Here is a 17,735-nt window from a genome sequence, read left to right on the forward strand (position 1 = left end):
TTTTTGGACTGTGAACTCCTCACGCATTCCCCGCCTTTCGGCGCGGGAACAGGGGGCGACTGCGCAATCCGTATAGAGGTTTGCGCGATCCGCGTATACGGATCTGAGCGTTTTCCGAATACTGGCTGCACCTGTTTTTCACATGCGCGCGCCACCGCCCAGGTGGGGGTGGCGCCGCGTGGCTCCTCACCGTCTTGCAGCCCGTATGAACCACATCTATCGCAAAGTCTGGAACCGGCGCCTGGGCGCCTTCGTCGCCGTCGCGGAGACCGCGCGCAGCTGCGGCAAGGCGGCCGGTGCGGCCGGCCTGGTCGCCGCCGCGAGCGCGGCCTTCGCGGCCGGCCCGGGCACGTTGCCCACCGGCGGGCAGGTCACCGCCGGCAGTGCGGCCATCGCCCAGCAGGGCAGCGCGATGACGGTCACCCAGGGCAGCCAGCGCGCGGCCATCAACTGGCAGAACTTCTCGATCGGCAAGGACGCCAGCGTCACTTTCCAGCAGCCCAATGCGCAGGCCGTGGTGCTGAACCGCGTCACCGGCGCTGACACCTCCGTCATCGACGGCGCGCTGAAGGCCAACGGCCAGGTCTTCGTGCTCAACCCCAACGGCGTGCTGTTCGGCAAGGGCGCGCGCGTGGACACGGCCGGCCTCGTGGCCTCCACGCGCGACCTGAGCGATGCGGACTTCATGGCCGGCAAGGCCAGCTTCAGCGGCAGCGGCGCCGGTAGCGTCGTCAACGAAGGCACGCTCAACGCGGCCGACGGCGGCTACGTGGCGCTGATCGGCCAGCAGGTGCGCAACGACGGCGTCATCAGCGCCAAGCTGGGCCACGTCGCGCTGGCCGCGGGCAACCAGGTCACGCTCAACTTCAACGGCAGCTCGCTGGTCGGCGTGACCCTGGAGCAGGGCGCGCTGGACAGCCTGGTGGCCAACGGCGGCGCCATCCTGGCCGATGGCGGCCAGGTGCTGCTGACGGCCAAGGCAGCCGAAGGGCTGCTGGACGGCATGGTCAACCACAGCGGCGAGATCCGCGCGCGCAGCATCGCCGAGCACGAGGGAAAAATCGTGCTGCTGGGCGACATGGAGCGCGGCACCACCACGGTCAGCGGCACGCTGGACGCCAGCGCGCCGGACGGCGGCAACGGCGGCTTCATCGAGACCAGCGCCGCGAAGGTGAAGGTCGCCGACAGCGCGCACATCACCACCGCCGCGCCGCAGGGCAAGACTGGCACCTGGCTGATCGACCCGCAGGACTACACCATCGCCAGCGGCGGCGACATCAGCGGCGCCACCCTGTCGGCGCAGTTGAACAACAACCATGTCGGGATCCAGAGCATCAACGGCGGCACCAGCGGCAACGGCGACATCTTCGTCAACGACGCGGTGAACTGGTCGGCCAACACGACGCTGTCGCTGGTGGCCGATCGCAACATCTACATCAACAAGCCCATCACGGCCACGGGCGCCAGCGGCAAGCTGGCCCTGGAGTACGGGCAGGCGGCGAACGACGGCGTGGTCGGCGGGCAGGCCTCGGACTACTACGTGTGGGCGCCGATCTCGCTGCAGGCCGGGCAGAATTTCTCCACGATAGCGGGCGGGCTCGGTAGCACCAACACCTACACCGTGGTGACCAGCCTGGGCGCGCTGGGCAACACCTCGACCGCCGACCTGATCGGCGCGTTGAACACCAGCACCGTGACCGCGTACCTGGCGCTGGGGGCAAACATGGATGCCAACAGCATCAGCTTCACGAACTCCGTGGCGGGCAGCAACACGCCCACGGTGTTCACGGGGCTGGGGCACACGATCAGCAACATCGACATCGCAGGCGCCTCGAACGCGAATAGCTGCCTTCTTCGGCGGCGACCGGGGCAACCTGACGGTGCGCGATCTGCGCCTGGACAACGTGAATATCCATAGCAGTGGCGGCACGATGTTTTCCGCAGCCGGCCTGGTTGCGGTAGCGTGGAGGCCAGTATCGATTTCAGGCGTCGCCGTCACCAATCTGAGTGTCTCGGACGCTCAGACCTCCGGTGGGTTGGTCGCCTACGTGGAACCCACGGCACTGTCAACATCGTGCGCAGCTCGGTCCAGGGTACGGATGTCAACAAACAGAGCAGGCGGCTTGATCGGCCGCACGCAGGAAGGACTTGCATATAGCCGATTCCTATGCGCGCGTCAACGTATCGTGCATTAGTCGGTACCATTAGCAAGTTGGCGGATTCGTTGGTGAACGTATTGGGAACCTAACCACCATTGAGCGCAGCTACCACGTGGGCAGTGTCGCCGAGTCGGGCAAGGGAGCCTTTGTCGGCTTTGCAAAGTCAATTGCAACGGTCTTTACACTATCACTGTGATCGACAGCTTACTGGGACAGCTCGTTCACCGGCCGTCTCGCCACCGGGCAGTGACAACACCTACAACCCCGACAAATGACGCTCACGATCACCAACAGTCGTCCGCTCCCCACCGCCCAGATGACGGACAAGGCCACGTTCACCGGCGCGGGCTGGGACTTCGGCCCTACCGGCCCCTGGCTGCAGAAGAGCACGTTCAATGACGGCTATCCGGTCCACAAGGCGGGTTGGACGCCCACTACCACCTCGCTCACCCTGACCCTGCCCGGCGCACTGGGCATGACCTACGGCGACACCGTACTGCCCTCGCTGTCGAGGCCTGAGCCTCACCGGCTGCACGGGCTGCCTGTCGGTCAACTGGGGCACCGCCATCTCCCCCACCACCAACGCCGGCAGCTACGCCTACGCCAGCACGCCCAACATCTTCTCGCTGACCTGGGCCAGCGGCTTCGACCCGGCCGACTACGACGTGACCCTGCCCACCGGCGCCTTCACCGTCGATCCCCGCGCCCTGACACTGGCCGTCAACAACGGCGCCACCCGCGCCTACGACGGCAGCAACGTGGCCGCGGCCAGCCTGTTCAACCTCGCCGGCATGGTCAACGGCGACAGCGTCAGCCTGGGCGGCCTGGCCACGCTGGATTCCATCCACGCCGGCACGCGCTCGGTCAGCAGCATCGGCGGCCTCACGCTCTCCAGCACCAACTACACGCTGAGCAGCACCCTGCCCACCGGCACGGTCGAGGTCAGCAAGGCCGCAGTCACGGCCGCCCTGAGCGTGTCCACGCGCGCCTACGACGGCACCACCGGTGCCAGCGTCACGGCCAGCCCGGTCGGCGGCGTGGCGGGCGACACGCTCAGCTTCACCGGCGTCACCGGCGTGCTCGACAGCCCCGACGCGGGCAGCCGCAGCGCCAGCGTGGACGTGGCGGGCCTGGCCGTCACCGGCTCGGGCCTGCCCAGCGACTACGACTTCACGCCCCTCACCGGCCAGGCCGTGGCCGCCACCGTCACGCCCAAGGCCCTGACGATCACCGGCGCCACGGTCGGCGCCAAGGTCTACGACGGCACCACCGCCGGCAGCGCCACCGGCGGCACGCTCAGCGGCCTGGTGGGCAGCGAGACCCTGGTCTTCACCCCCACCGTCACCTTCACCTCCGCCAACGCCGGCGCCACCGCGCAGGTGGGTGCCACGCTGGCCGACGGCACGAACGGCGGCAAGGCCGGCAACTACAGCGTCACGCTCGCCGCCGACGGCACCGCCATCACCCCGCGCGTGGTGCAGGCCGGCAAGACCTACGACGGCACCAGCGCCTTCGCGGGCACCGACCTGGTGGTGCAGAACCTGGTGGCCGGCGACACCGTCACCGCCACCGGCAGCGGCACCCTCTCCGGCGCCGGCGTGGGCACGCAGACCCTGGCCTCGGCCGGCACGCTGGCCCTGAGCAACGGCAACTACACCCTCAACGGATCGAGCTACCTGGTGCTGCCCCGCCCGGTGGCCCTCACCACGGTGGCCGGCGCCAGCCGCGTCTACGACGCCACCACCGACGCCGGCCACGCGCTGCTGAAGATCACCAACATCGTCGGCAGCGAGAGCGTGGCCCTGTCGGGCACCGGCACCCTGGCCGCATCCGGCGTGGGCAGCCAGGCGCTCGTCGGCGTCACCGGCCTGACGCTCACCGGCGCACATGCCGGCAACTACACGCTGGTGGGCAGCACGCCCACGGGCAACGTCACCATCACCGCCCGCCCGGTCAGCGTGGCCGTCGTGGCCGGCGCCAGCCGGGCCTACGACGGCACGGCGCTGGCCGGACTGGAGCTGCTGCAGATCGGCAACCTCCTGCCCGGCGACGACGTGGCCGTGGGCGGCGGCGCGACGCTCGCCAGCCCCAACGTGGGCACCCAGGCCCTCACCGGCCTCACGGCCTTGACGCTCACCGGCACGGCTGCGGGCAACTACACGCTGGCGGGCAACACGCCCAGCGGCAGCGTGACCATCACCGCGCGGCCCGTGAGCGTGAGCGTGCTGCCGGGCGCCAGCCGGGTCTACGACGGCACGGCGCTGGCCGGCGTGAACCTGCTGCAGATCGGCAACCTCGTGGCCGGCGACAACGTGGCCGTGGCCGGCAACGCCACCCTCGCCAGCGCCAACGCCGGCACCCAGGCCATCACGGATTTCAGCGGCCTGGCGCTCACCGGCACGGCTGCCGGCAACTACACGCTGACGGGCAGCACGCCCACCGGCAACGTCACCATCACCGCCCGCCCCGTCACCGTCAGCGCCATCGCCGGCGCCAGCCGGGCCTACGACGGCACGGCCGTGGCCGGGCTGGACCTGCTGCAACTCAGTGGCGTGCTGCCCGGCGAGCAGGCCAGCCTCACCGGCAGCGCCGCGCTGGCCGGCAAGGGCGTGGGCACGCAGGCGCTGTCCGCCGGCACGCTGGGCCTGAGCAACGCCAACTACGCGCTGGCCGGCTCGCCCACCGGCAGCGTGCTCATCACCCCGCGCGTGCTGCAGCTGAGCTTCACCGTCGCCGACAAGGTGTTCGACGGCACGCTGGCCGCCAGCGTGCAGGCCACGGACGACCGCATCGCCGGCGACCAGCTGGCCCTCGACTACAGCGCCGCCTTCGCCGACACGGTGGCCGGCAGCGGCAAGCCCGTGGCCCTCACCGGCCTGGCCCTCGGCGGTGCCGACGCCGGCAACTACCAGCTGGCCGGCGGCGCCGGCCAGGGCCTCACCGGCAACCTGCTGCACCGCCCGCTCACCTACACCCTGGCCAGCGCCGAGCCGGGCAAGCTCTACACGGCCAACGGCTCCGACCTGGTCACCCCCGCGCAGCTCGACCAGCTGGTGCTGCAGAGCTGGGCCAACACGGTGGCCGGCACCGAGCCCGGCGCGCTGGCCTACACGATCTGGAAGGACGGCCAGCAGGTGGACGCCATCCGCAACGCCGGGGTCTACGAGATCCGCGCGCAGTTCGCCGCGCAGGACGCGCACTACGCCATCGCCGACAGCGGCAACACGGTGCTGCAGATCACGGTGCAGGACAACGCCGTCAAGGCCGTGGTGGCGCAGGCCGTGCGCACCCTGCCGGCCGTGCCCGCGCTGACCGAAGCCGCCTTGCCCGGCGACGCCACCGGCCCGGTGGCGGGCCTGGCGCCCAACGTCGTGGCGATGCCGCAGGCCCTGGCCGGCGCCTTCGAGCAAGGCGCGGCGCTCGCGCTGGTGTCCGCGCCGCGCGGCGGCGAGGCCAGCACCGGCGTCACGCTGACCCAGGCCCGCGCGATGCTCAAGCCCGGCGCGGGGGCCGCCACCGGCACCCCGCCCGACGTGCGCGTGCCGCTCAGCCGCAACTCGCTGGCCGAGATCGTCAACGGCGGCGTGCGCCTGCCCACCGGCGTGGACCAGCTGCTGTTCGTCGTCCAGGCCGAGGAGTGACGCCTTGACCGCCCGCTCTCCCATCACCCCCATGCCCCCGATGTCCATGACGACCCGCTCCGCCCCCCGCGCCCGCACCTTCGAGCCCCGCCTTCTCACGCTGTCGGCGCTGTCGGCCGCGCTCGCGCTGGCCGCCTTCGCCGCGCAGGCGCAGACGGCCCCGCCCGGCATCGGCGACGCGCTGCGCCAGCTGCCCGCGCCCGCCCCGCGCCCCGACACCGCGCCGCCGCTGCCCACGCTCGGCAACCTCCCGCCCGCACCCCCGATGCAGGCCCTGCCCGGCGGCGGCCCGCGCGTGCAGGTGGCGCGCTTCGAGATCGCCGGCAACCGCGAGATCGACACCGCCACGCTGCAGGCCCAGCTGCAGGGCGAGGCCGGCAAGGCCTACACCCTGGCCGAGCTCGAAGCCCTGGCCGCCCGCCTCACCCGCTACTACCGCGGGCGCGGCTACTTCGTCGCGCGCGTCTACGTGCCCGCCCAGGAACCCGCCCAGGAAGCCGGCGGCGGCGTGCTCACGCTGCGCGTGCTCGAGGGCAACTACGGCCGCTTCGTGCTCGACAACCGCTCGCGCGTCAACGACGCGGTCGTGCAAGGCCTGCTGGACGACGTCAAGCGCTACGACATCGTCTCGCTCGACACCCTGGAGCGCGCGATGCTGATCATCAACGACACGCCCGGCGTGCAGGTCGTGCGCGCCGACGTGATGCCCGGCGCCCGCGTGGGCACCAGCGACTTCGCGGTCGGCACCCAGGCCACGCCCGCGGCCAACGGCTACCTGCTGGCCGACAACCACGGCTCGCGCTACACCGGCAAGGCGCGCCTCTCCGGCGCCGTGGACTGGAACTCCCCCACCGGGCGCGGCGACCGGCTCTCCGCCAGCGGCCTGCTCACCGAACACGCCGGCCTGGCCAACGGGCGCCTGGCCTACTCCGCGCTGCTGAGCACCCGCGGCACGCGCGCCGAAGCCGCGCTCTCGCGCACCCGCTACGAACTCGGCGACCGCTACGCCGCGCTGGACGCCACCGGCACCGCCGACGCGCTCGAACTCAACCTCACCACGCCGCTCAAGCGCACCCGGGCCACCAGCATCGAAGCCGGCCTCGCGCTGGCCGCGCGGCAGCTGCGCGACGAGGTGCGCAGCGCAGGCCTCGTCACGCCCAAGCGCTCGCACGGCGTCACCGCCTCGGTGAGCCTGCGCCACATCCACGCGCTGCTGGCCGGCCACGACGGCCAGACCACGGCCAGCGCGGCGCTGAGCTACGGGCGGCTCGCTTTCCGCGACGCCACGGCCCGGGCGCTGGACGCGGCCGGCGACCGGACCGAGGGCGACTACGGCAAGCTCGAACTCCGGCTGGCGCACGCCGTGCAACTGCCGCAGGGCGTCACGGCGCAGGCCAGCGCGCGGGCGCAGATCACGCTGAGCGGGCGCAACCTCGACGGCAGCGAACGCATGGGCGTGGCCGGCAGCGGCGGCGTGCTGGCCTACCCCATCGGCGAGCTCAGCGGCGACCATGCGGTGCTGCTGCACGCGGAGCTGAACAAGGCGCTGGGTGGTACGCAAAGCGGCGGACAGGGCAGCCGGCTGCGCTGGACGGCGGGGGTCTTCACCGACCACGGCCGGGCGCGCGCGGCCCACCCCGCCGGCCCCTCCGGCCAGCCGCGCACGCTGGCCGACGTGGGCGCCTCGCTGAGCCTGGCGACCACAGGCGGCGGCATGGCCAAGCTGCAGCTCGCCCGCCGCACCGCCGGCGGCGAGCCGATGAGCGAGCGCGCCGGGCGCACCCGCGTGCTGGTGCAGGGGGGGTGGGTGTTCTGAAGAAGGCGTGAACAGGTCCTAAGCTCGCGGGCATGCACCCGCTGCTGCCCACCACCGCCCCGCTGCCGCTGTTCGACGTCGCCGCCAGCCGGCGCATCGAGGCCCGCGCCCTCGTCCACTCGCCCGACCTGATGGCGCGCGCCGGCCTGGCCGTGGCCAAGCTGGCGCTGGCGCTGCGGCGCGGCGACGGCCCGGTCTGGGTGGCCTGCGGCCCCGGCAACAACGGCGGCGACGGCCAGGTCGCCGCGCGCCGGCTCGCGCAGGCCGGCGTGCCGGTCCACGTCGGCCACGACATGCCGGCGAATCCGTCGCTGGCCATCGACGCGCTGCTGGGCCTGGGGCTGAACCGCGCGCCCGCCGCCGAATTGCGGGCGCCCATCGCCGCGATGGCCGCCTGCGGCGCGCCGGTGCTGGCCGTCGATCTGCCCAGCGGCCTGCTCGCCGACACCGGCCAGCCGGCCGGTGAGCTCGCCGTGCGGGCCGACCACACGCTGGTGCTGCTGACGCTCAAGCCCGGCCTGTTCACCGGCGAAGGCCGCGCGCATGCGGGGCGCCTGTGGTTCGACGGCCTGGGCGTCGCGCCCGACGAGGCGCCCACCGCGCTGCTGCTGGGCCCCGTGCCCCGGCCGGCGCGCGGCGCGACCAGCCACAAGGGCAGCCACGGCCAGGTGCTGGTGGTGGGCGGCGCGCCGGGCATGCAGGGCGCAGCCCGGCTGGCCGCGCGCGCGGCGCTGGCCTGCGGCGCGGGGCGGGTCTACGTGGACCTGCTGGACGCGCCGGCCCTGGAGCCCGCCGACCCGGCGTGGCCGGAGCTGATGCGCGGCGCGGCCGCGCGCCTGCCGGACGCGGTGCGGGTCTTCGGCTGCGGTGCCGGCGACGCGGCGGCCGCCGCCGCCCCGGCGCTGCTGGCCCAGACCGGCCCGCTCGTGCTCGACGCGGACGCGCTGAACGCCGTCGCCGCGGCCCCGGCGCTCGCGGCCCGGCTGCGGCAGCGCCCGGCCGGCACGACGCTGCTCACGCCGCATCCGCTGGAAGCCGCCCGCCTGCTGGGCACGGACGTGGCCGCCGTGCAGCGCGACCGCGTGGCCGCCGCGCAGCGGCTGGCCGGCGCGCTGAACGCCACCGTCGTGCTGAAGGGCTCGGGCAGCGTCGTCGCCAGCCCGGGCGAGACGCCGGCCCTCTGCCCCAGCGGCGGCCCGGGCCTGGCGACGGCCGGCACCGGCGACGTGCTGGCCGGCTGGCTGGGCGGGCTGTGGGCGCAGCAGCCCCGGGCGGGCGCGCACGCCATCGCCTGCCAGGGCGTCGAGCAGCATGGCCGCGCGGGCGAGGGGCCGGCGCTGGCGCGGGCCGGCGAGCTGGTCGCCCGGCTTGCGGCCGGGCGCTGAGCCCAACTCAGCGGCGCTTGCGCGTCGCCGGCTTGGCGGCCGACTTCTTGGCGGCCTTGTTCGCCGCCTTGCGCGCGGCCTTCACCGGGTGCAGCGCCGCGACGGCGGCCTTGCGGCTCTGCTTGAGGTCGCGGTCGGCCTGGCGCACGTCTTCCAGCGCCTCGACGGCCGTCTGCGCGGCCATCTGGGCGTCCGTCTGCGGCGCCCGCTTCCGGGCCGGGGCCCGGCCGGCGCCCTTGCCTGCCGGCTTGCCCGCCGACTTGGGCGCGGCGCCGCGGGCGAGCGCGCGCAGCTCGTCGGCCTCGCGCACGAGGCGGAAGTCGATGCGCCGGCCGTCCAGGTCCACGCGGCCGACCTGCACCTGCACGCGCGCGCCGGTGGCGTAGCGGATGCCGGTGCGCTCGCCGCGCAGTTCCTGGCGCGCCTCGTCGAACTTGAAGTACTCGCCGCCCAGCTCGGTGATGTGGACCAGGCCCTCGACGTAGAGCGCATCCAGCTGCACGAACAGGCCGAAGGACGTGACCGCGCTGACGGTGCCGGCGAACTCCTCGCCGAGGCGGTCGCGCATGTAGCGGCATTTCAGCCAGGCCTCGACGTCGCGGCTGGCCTCGTCGGCGCGGCGCTCGTTGGCGCTGCAGTGCGCGCCGACGACCTCCCAGCGCTCGGCCTCGTTGCGGGCCTCGGCCGGGTTCGGCGGCGCCGCGCGGCCGGGGCGCTTGGGCGCCTGCGGCACGTTCATCTTGGCCGGGTCCAGCGTGTACTTCCGGCCGGCCAGCAGCGCCTTGATGACGCGGTGGACCAGCAGGTCCGGGTAGCGCCGGATCGGGCTGGTGAAGTGCGTGTAGGCCGGGTAGGCCAGGCCGAAGTGGCCGGAGTTGGTGCCGGTGTAGATGGCCTGCTGCATGGAGCGCAGCAGCATGGTGTGGATTTGCTGCGCGTCGGGGCGGTCCTTGGTGGCCTCGGCGAGCTGCTGGAACTCGCGCGGCGCCGGGTCGTCGGAGATGCCCAGCGGGATGCCCAGCGAGCGCAGGTAGGCCTGCAGCGTCTGGCGCTTCTCGGGCGTGGGGCCTTCGTGGACGCGGTACAGCGAGGGGTGCTTGCCGTGCTGGATGAAGTCCGCCGCGCAGACGTTGGCGGCCAGCATGGCCTCCTCGATGAGCCGGTGCGCGTCGTTGCGGGTGCGCGGGACGATCTTCTCGATGCGGCCGTTGTCGTCGCAGACGATCTGCGTCTCGGTGGTCTCGAAGTCGATGGCGCCACGGCGCTGGCGCTCGGCCAGCAGCGCGCGGTAGACCTCGTGCAGGTGCAGCAGCTGCGGCACCAGTTCGCGGCGCTTGGCGGCCTCCGGGCCGTGCGTGTTGGCGAGGATGGCGGCCACCTCGTTGTAGGTGAAGCGCGCGTGCGAGCTGATGACGGCCGGGTAGAACTGGTAGGCCGAGACCTCGCCGGCCGTGGACACGAGCATGTCGCAGACCATGCTGAGCCGGTCTTCATACGGGTTCAGCGAGCACAGGCCGTTGGACAGCTTCTCCGGCAGCATCGGGATCACGCGGCGCGGGAAGTAGACCGAGGTGGCGCGCTCGTAGGCGTCGGCGTCCAGCGGCTCGCCGGGCTTGACGTAGTGCGACACGTCGGCGATGGCGACAAGCAGCCGCCAGCCCTCGAAGGCCTTCTTGCCGCGGCCCTGCTTGAAGGGCTCGCAGTAGACGGCGTCGTCGAAGTCGCGGGCGTCCTCGCCGTCGATGGTGGCCAGCGGCACGTCGCGCAGGTCGATGCGGCCTTTCAGGTCGGCGGCGCGCAGCTTCTCGGGCAGCTTGGCGGACTGCGCCAGCGTGTCGGGGCTGAAGCGGTGCGGCACGTCGTACTTGCGCACCGCGATCTCGATCTCCATGCCGGGGTCGTCGATCTCGCCGAGCACCTCGACGACGCGGCCCACCGGCCTGGAGTACAGCGACGGCGGCTCGGTCAGCTCGACGGCGACGACCTGGCCGGCCGTCGCGTTGGCGATGCCGTTCTTGGGGATCAGGATGTCCTGGCCCATGCGCCGGTCCTCGGGCGCGACCAGCCAGGCGCCGGACTCCAGCAGCAGCCGGCCGATGATGGGCCGCTTCCTGCGCGCCAGGATCTCCAGCACCTTGCCCTCGGGGCGGCCGCGCTTGTCGAAGCGCGTCACGCGCACGCGCAGGCGGTCGCCGTGCATGACGGCGTGGGTCTCCTGCGAGGAGAGGTAGATGTCGGCCGACCCGTCGTCCGGGATCAGGAAGCCGTGCCCGTCGCGGTGGCCTTGCAGCGTGCCCTCGACCTCGCCGAGCAGCCCGGCGCCGTCGGCGCCGGTGGAAGTGTGATTTGCGTGTTTCAAGATTTTGATGCTATAGTCCGCGCTTTCCTGAAACGGCTCAGGACTTCACCAGAAGTGTTGAGCACCTTGCCCAGGTGGCGGAATTGGTAGACGCACTAGTTTCAGGTACTAGCGGGTAACTCCGTGGAGGTTCGAGTCCTCTCCTGGGCACCAGACAAAAAGCAAAAGGCCAGCGCAAACGCGCTGGCCTTTTGCTTTTTGGGTGCCCAGGAGAGGACTCGAAGGGCGCGTCGGGGTCGCGGGACGTGACCGAGTCCCCGACGAGGCACCCTCGATGGGCGCTTCGTCGAGTGGTGGCACAAATCGAGCTTTTCATCCGTGCCACTCACCCACCAACGTCGCTTCAAACGACGAACTTCTTCGCCAACGCCTCCGGCCCCATGCCGTCGTACTCCTCGAACGGCTGGTGGATCCACGGCGAGGTTTCCAGCATCTCGACGTAGTAGTCCGGCGTGTAGGCCGACACCTGCTTGGTCCAGATGACCGCCGAGCGCAGTTCACTGATGGCCGGCATGCCGCGCAGCCGCTCCACGACGGCCTTCAGCGTGATGCCGGAGTCGGCCAGGTCGTCCACCAGCAGCACGCGGCCGGCCAGTTCGCCCTTGGGCATGGTGATGTACTTGGCCATGTCCAGCCGGCCCTGGATGGTGCCGGCCTCGGCGCGGTAGGAACTGGTGGACATGATGCCCAGCGGCTTGTCGAACACGCGCGACAGCACGTCGCCCGGGCGCATGCCGCCGCGGGCCAGGCACAGGATCTGGTCGAACTGCCAGCCCGAGGCATGCACCTTCAGCGCCAGGCGCTCGGTCAGCAGGTGGTACTCGTCCCAGGACACGTACAGGTGTTTGCCGTCGTCGGTCAGCATGGCGAGGGTGTCTCCGTGGTGATGGGGATGGGTCAGGCGGAATACGGGTGGCGCAGCACGATGGTGTGCTCGCGGTCGGGGCCGGTGGACACCATGTCGATCGGCGCGCCGATGACTTCCTCGACGCGCTTCAGGTAGCTGCGCGCATTGGCCGGCAGCGCCTCGATCGAGGTCGCGCCGAAGGTGGCCTCCGTCCAGCCGGGGAAGCTTTCGTAGACGGGCGTGCAGGCCTCGATCTCGTCGGCGTCCAGCGGCAGGATGTCGAGCCGCTTGCCGTCCAGCTCGTAGCCCACGCACATCTTGATCTCGGGCAGGCCGTCCAGCACGTCGAGCTTGGTCAGGCACAGGCCGGTGATGCCGTTGATGATGATGGAGCGCTTCAGCGCGGCGGCGTCCAGCCAGCCGCAGCGGCGCGCGCGGCCGGTCACGGTGCCGCGCTCCTGGCCGACGGTGGACAGGTGGTGGCCGACGGTGCCGGGCTGCTCCCAGTCCAGCTCGGTCGGGAACGGGCCGGAGCCGACGCGCGTCGTGTAGGCCTTGGTGATGCCCAGCATGTAGTGCAGCATCTGCGGCCCGACGCCGGCGCCGGCCGCGGCGTTGCCGGCCACGCAGTTGCTGGAGGTGACGTAGGGGTAGGTGCCGTGGTCGATGTCCAGCAGCGTGCCCTGGGCGCCTTCGAACAGGATATTGGCGCCGGCCTGGTGGGCCTTGTGGATCAGGTAGCCGACGTCGGCCAGCATGGGCCTGATCTGCTCGGCCATCTTCATGGCCTGCTCGAAGATGGGCTCGAAGGCCAGCGCCTCGCCCTTCAGGTAGCCGGCGAGCGCGAAGTTGTGCAGCTCCAGCAGCTCGCGCAATTTCTTGGCGAAACGCTCGGGGTGCTTCAGGTCCTGGGCGCGCAGCGCGCGGCGGGCGACCTTGTCCTCGTAGGCCGGGCCGATGCCCTTGCCGGTGGTGCCGATCTTGCCGCTGCCGCTGGTCTCGCGCAGCGCCTCGCGCGCCTTGTCCACGGCGACGTGGAAGGGCAGGATCAGCGGGCAGCTCTCGCTGATGAACAGCCGCGAGCGCACCTCGACGCCGGCCGCCTCCAGGCGCTCGATCTCGGTGAGCAGATGGGTCGGGTCCAGCACGACGCCGTTGCCGATGTAGCAGGCCACGCCGTCGCGCATGATGCCGCTGGGGATCAGCTGCAGCGCCGTCTTCACACCCTTGATGACCAGCGTGTGGCCGGCGTTGTGGCCGCCCTGGAAACGCACGACGCCCTGGGCATGGTCCGTCATCCAGTCCACGACCTTGCCCTTGCCCTCGTCACCCCACTGGGTACCGACGACGACCACATTGCGTCCGCGCGCGGTTTGGCTCATGTTGCTTGCCTGTCTTGCTTGAAATGGGATTGCGGGCGGCCGCGCCTCACAGCGCGCGGACGGCCCAGCCAGCGTGCCCGCGAACCAGCTCGCGGTCACAGTCGAATTCGTCGGCCTCGTGCTCGTGGCCGGGCAGCACGCACACCACCGTCTCGCCCTGCTCGCGCAGCGCGCGCACGGCCTGGCGCAGCGAGGCGTCCTCGCCCCAGGGCGCGCGCACGGCGGCGCGCAGCCGGGTCGCGGGCACCAGGCCCACCAGCGTCTTCAGGTCCAGGCTGAAGCCCACGGCCGGCCGGCGGCGGCCGAAGGCGGCGCCGATCTCGTCGTAGCGGCCGCCGCGCAGCACCGCGTCGGCGCAGCCGGACGCATAGGCCGCGAAGCGGATGCCGGTGTAGTACGCATAGCCCTGCAGGTCGGCCAGGTCGAAGCCCAGGCCGACCTCGGGATGCACGGCCGCCAGGTGGCCGGCCAGCCAGCCCAGGTCGGCCAGCGCGGCCTTCACGAGCGGGTGGTCCGGCAGGCGGCGCGCGGCCTCGTCCAGCACCTCGCGGCCGCCGAACAGGCTGGGCAGGGCCAGCAGCGCGTCGCGCGTCGCGGCAGGCATGCCGGCGGCGAGCGCGGCGAGCGCGTCCATGTCCTTCGCGGCGAGCGCGGCGGTCAGCGCGCCGAGCCGGTCGGCCGGCAGCGCGACGCCGTCGAGCACGCCGCGCAGCAGCCGCGCATCGCCCAGGTCCAGCATGACGCGGCCGACCCCGGCGCGGCGCAGCGCGTCCAGCGCCAGCTCCTGCACCTCCAGGTCGGCCTCCAGGCCGGCGTGGCCGTAGATCTCGACGCCGAACTGCAGCGGCTCGCGGCTGGTGTTCAGGCCGTCGGGCCGCGCGTGCGCCACGGGGCCGCAGTAGCACAGCCGCGTCACGCCCTGGCGGTTCAGCAGGTGGGCGTCGATGCGGGCGACCTGCGGCGTGGTGTCGGCGCGCAGGCCGAGCGAGCGGCCGGAGAGCTGGTCGACGAGCTTGAAGAGCTTGATGTCGGAGCCGCTGCCGGTGCCGGACAGCAGCGAGTCCAGGTGCTCCAGCAGCGGCGGGATGACCAGCTCGCAACCGTAGCTGCGGGCCATGTCGAGCAGCTCTCGGCGCAGTTCTTCGATGCGGCGTGCCTGCGAGGGCAGGACATCGGCGATGTGCTCGGGCAGCAGCCAAGCAGAGGTCATGGGCGCGGGCTAGGCGGTTAAAAACGGCATTGTACGGGCCGCCTTCGGCCCGCCAGCGTTCGGATCAGCGCAACCAGAGCAGGCCCAGCGTGCCCATCAGCACGCTGGCCAGGCCGATGAAGCGGATTCGCCCGTCGCTCATCGCCAGCACGCGGCGGAACACCTCGCGCCAGCTCGCCGGGCTGAGCAGCGGCATCAGCCCCTCGATGACCAGCACCAGCGCCAGCGCGGCCAGCCACTCGTTCACTTGCGCGCCGCTGCGGCGGCGGGGCCGGCCCCGCGCATGGCCTTGAAGAAGTCGCTGTTCGGGTCGACGACCATCACGTCGCTCTTGTTCCGGAAGCTGGCCTTGTAGGCCGTCAGCGAGCGGTAGAACTGGGCGAAGTTCGGGTCGCGGCCGAAGGCATCGGCGTACAGCGCCGAGGCCCGGGCGTCGCCCTCGCCCATGGCCTTCTGCGCGTCGCGGTAGGCCTCGGAGACGATGATCTCGCGCTGGCGGTCGGCGTCGGCGCGGATCTTGTCGCCCTCGGCCGCGCCGGTGGAGCGCGCCTCGTTGGCCACGCGCTTGCGCTCGGACTCCATGCGCCGGTAGACCGATTCGGTGATGCCCGAGGCGAAGTCCACACGCTTGATGCGCACGTCGACGACCTCGATGCCGAACTGCGCGGCCTCGTCGGTCAGGCGCTTGCGCACGTCGCTGATCACCTTCTCGCGCTCGGTGGACAGCACGGCGATGACGGTGCGCTTGGTGACCTCTTCGTTGAAGGCGGCCTGCACGACCGGCGCCAGCCGGTTCTCGACGTTGCGGATGTCGGCGCCGCTGTTGCGGATGAACTGGCGCGGCTCGGCGATGCGCCACTTGATGAGCCAGTCGATGACCAGGCTCTTCTTCTCGGCCGTGAAGATGGGGCGCGACTCGGGGCTGTCCAGCGTCTGCACGCGGCGGTCCAGCAGCACGACGTTCTGCAGCGGCGGCGGCAGCTTGAACTTCAGGCCCGGCTCGGTGATGACTTCCTTGATCTCACCGAGCGCATAGACGGCGGCGAACTGGCGCTGGTCGACGATGAAGAGCGTCGACGACAGCAGCATCAGGACGACGAGCGCGCCGGCGACGATGGCGGCAATACGGTTCATGGGGGGCTTCCTCGGTCAGCGGCCGTCGCGGCTGCGCAGGTTGTCACGGCCGCGCAGGTCGGCGGCGGCCGGCACCTGCGCGGACTCGGGCAGGCTCGCGGGCTGCGGCGCGGACACCGTCACGCTGCCGCTGCCGCCCTGCTGCAGCAGCTTGTCCAGCGGCAGGTAGAGCATGTTGGAGCCGCTCCTGCTGTCCACCATGACCTTGCTGACATTGCTGTAGACCTGCTGCATCGCGTCGATGTAGAGGCGGTCGCGCGTGACCTGCGGCGCCTTCTGGTACTCGGCCAGCACGCTCTTGAAGCGCTCGGCGTCGCCCTCGGCGGTGGCGACGACGCGGGCCTTGTAGCCCTGCGCCTGCTCGCGCAGCTTGGCGGCCTCGCCCTGCGCGCGCGGGATCACCTCGTTGGCGTAGGCCTGGGCCTCGTTCTTCAGCTGCTCGCGGTTGGCGTTGGCCTTGAAGGCGTCGTCGAACGCGGCCTGCACCTGCTCGGGCGGCTGCACGCTCTGCACGTTGACGTTCTTGATCAGGATGCCGGCCTTCAGGCGGTCCAGCTGCGCCTGGATGGACTTGGCCAGGTCCACCGCGATGACGTCGCGCTGCTCGTACAGCACCGAGTCCATCGTGCTCTTGCCGACGATCTCGCGCACCGCCGACTCGGCGGCCAGCATCACGGCGTCCCTGGGCTCGCGGTTCTCGAACAGGAACTCGCGGGCGTCCTTGATCGTGTACTGCACCGTGAAGCGGATGTCGACGATGTTCTCGTCCTGCGTCAGCATCGACGAGTCGCGCAGGCCGGTGGCGGCCACGACCGAGTTGCGCCCCACCTCGACCTGCTGCAGCTGCGTGACCGACACGATCTCGTGCTGCTGGAACGGATAGGGCAGCCGCCACTGGAAGCCGGCTTCCACGGTCTTGCTGTATTTGCCGAAGGACGTGACGACGCCCTGCTGGCCTTCCTGCACGATGAAGAAGCCGCTGCCCAGCCAGCCCAGCGCGACCACGCCGGCGATCAGCCCGGCGCCGATGCCCGCGCCCTTCATGTCGGGCACGCCGCCGCCGGTGCCGCCGGCCGGGCCGGTGGGGCCGCTGGGCTTGCCGCCGAACATGCCGGAGAGCTTGCTTGGTTGAAGTCGCGCCAGAGCTCGTCGAGGTCGGGCGGGCCGTCGTTGCGGCCGTTGTTCAGCAGCCGGCCGGCGGCGCGGGCCACCGGCGTCATCAGGCGCCGGACCCAGGAGGGGCTGCGGGGCGGGGTGTGGAAAGTGCTGCTCATGCCTGGGAAGGGACTGAGGAAGAAGGAACTCGGGACCGTCCGACGGCTCGACGTCGAAACGTGGTCCCGCTCGTCGGGAATCAAGGGCCGGGCCTGCATGGCCACGGCGATCAGTTGGCGCAGCTCGGCCAGTGCTGGCGCCGCCCCGGGCGCTGACGAACACGCGCGGCGTCGGCGCGGTGCCGCCCGCGGGGCGCAAGAACGGCGTCGACGATCTCGCGCGGGCGCTGGTCGTTCGTGCAGCAGGTCCTGCTTGTTGTAGACCAGGATCTGCGGCATGCCGGCCGCGCCGATCTCGGCCAGCACGCGCTCGACCTCGGCCATCTGCTCGTCCAGCACCGGGCTGGCGGTGTCCACCACGTGCAGCAGCAGGTCGGCGTCGGCCGCCCCTGCAGCGTCGCGACGGAAGGCCTCGATGAGTCTGTGCGGCAGGTCGCGGATGAAGCCCACCGTGTCGGACAGCGACACGCTGGCGCCGGCCTGCTCCAGGTAGAGCGAGTGGGTGGTGGTGTCCAGCGTGGCGAACAG

10 protein-coding genes, 1 tRNA gene and 2 pseudogenes are annotated in these 17,735 nt (G+C 71.8%); 5 read left to right on the forward strand and 8 right to left on the reverse strand.

Annotated elements, in window-relative coordinates:
* Positions 1 to 205 precede the first annotated feature (205 nt).
* The 4 genes from QM788_RS18725 (at position 206) to QM788_RS18740 (ending at position 9,001) form a co-directional block, all read left to right on the forward strand.
* On the forward strand, positions 206 to 1,918 hold the full coding sequence (locus QM788_RS18725; protein ID WP_415662954.1) for a filamentous hemagglutinin N-terminal domain-containing protein: 1,713 nt from the start codon (positions 206 to 208) through the stop codon (positions 1,916 to 1,918).
* A 906-nt stretch (positions 1,919 to 2,824) separates the two neighbouring features.
* Positions 2,825 to 5,800, forward strand: a complete 2,976-nt coding sequence (locus QM788_RS18730; protein WP_415662955.1) for a beta strand repeat-containing protein — start codon at positions 2,825 to 2,827, stop codon at positions 5,798 to 5,800.
* 40 nt (positions 5,801 to 5,840) lie between these two features.
* Entirely contained in the window at positions 5,841 to 7,616 is a 1,776-nt protein-coding gene (locus QM788_RS18735) for a ShlB/FhaC/HecB family hemolysin secretion/activation protein (protein WP_415662956.1), read from the forward strand.
* Between the two features lie 32 nt (positions 7,617 to 7,648).
* The gene (locus QM788_RS18740) at positions 7,649 to 9,001 is read left to right on the forward strand and encodes an NAD(P)H-hydrate dehydratase (RefSeq protein WP_415662957.1); all 1,353 of its coding nucleotides are present in this window, start codon (positions 7,649 to 7,651) and stop codon (positions 8,999 to 9,001) included.
* 7 nt (positions 9,002 to 9,008) lie between these two features.
* On the opposite strand, the gene rnr is transcribed toward QM788_RS18740, so the two are convergent.
* Entirely contained in the window at positions 9,009 to 11,360 is a 2,352-nt protein-coding gene (gene rnr / locus QM788_RS18745) for a ribonuclease R (RefSeq protein ID WP_415662958.1), read from the reverse strand.
* A gap of 68 nt (positions 11,361 to 11,428) precedes the next feature.
* On the opposite strand from rnr, the gene QM788_RS18750 reads away from it, so the two are divergent.
* Positions 11,429 to 11,513, forward strand: a tRNA-Leu gene (locus tag QM788_RS18750).
* 190 nt (positions 11,514 to 11,703) lie between these two features.
* Here the strand turns inward: QM788_RS18750 and QM788_RS18755 are convergent.
* From QM788_RS18755 to QM788_RS18785, 7 genes and pseudogenes are all read right to left on the reverse strand, one after another.
* On the reverse strand, positions 11,704 to 12,225 hold the full coding sequence (locus QM788_RS18755) for a phosphoribosyltransferase (RefSeq protein ID WP_415662959.1): 522 nt from the start codon (positions 12,223 to 12,225) through the stop codon (positions 11,704 to 11,706).
* A 32-nt stretch (positions 12,226 to 12,257) separates the two neighbouring features.
* On the reverse strand, positions 12,258 to 13,589 hold the full coding sequence (locus QM788_RS18760) for an adenylosuccinate synthase (RefSeq protein ID WP_415662960.1): 1,332 nt from the start codon (positions 13,587 to 13,589) through the stop codon (positions 12,258 to 12,260).
* Positions 13,590 to 13,635: 46 nt separating this feature from the next.
* On the reverse strand, positions 13,636 to 14,799 hold the full coding sequence (locus tag QM788_RS18765; protein WP_415662961.1) for an ATP phosphoribosyltransferase regulatory subunit: 1,164 nt from the start codon (positions 14,797 to 14,799) through the stop codon (positions 13,636 to 13,638).
* A 64-nt stretch (positions 14,800 to 14,863) separates the two neighbouring features.
* Positions 14,864 to 15,046 (reverse strand): DUF2065 domain-containing protein, encoded by a 183-nt coding sequence (locus QM788_RS18770; protein ID WP_415662962.1) that lies wholly within the window; start codon positions 15,044 to 15,046, stop codon positions 14,864 to 14,866.
* Complete coding sequence (gene hflC, locus QM788_RS18775) at positions 15,043 to 15,933, reverse strand: protease modulator HflC (RefSeq protein WP_415662963.1); 891 nt, start codon at positions 15,931 to 15,933, stop codon at positions 15,043 to 15,045. Before hflC ends, QM788_RS18770 begins: the two co-directional genes overlap by 4 nt.
* A 15-nt stretch (positions 15,934 to 15,948) precedes the next feature.
* Positions 15,949 to 17,153, reverse strand: a pseudogene (hflK, locus tag QM788_RS18780) (FtsH protease activity modulator HflK).
* 318 nt (positions 17,154 to 17,471) lie between these two features.
* Positions 17,472 to 17,735: pseudogene (locus tag QM788_RS18785) on the reverse strand (GTPase); the annotation flags it as partial.

The sequence above is a fragment of the Roseateles sp. genome (assembly GCF_047654785.1).
Taxonomy (GTDB): domain Bacteria; phylum Pseudomonadota; class Gammaproteobacteria; order Burkholderiales; family Burkholderiaceae_C; genus Pelomonas.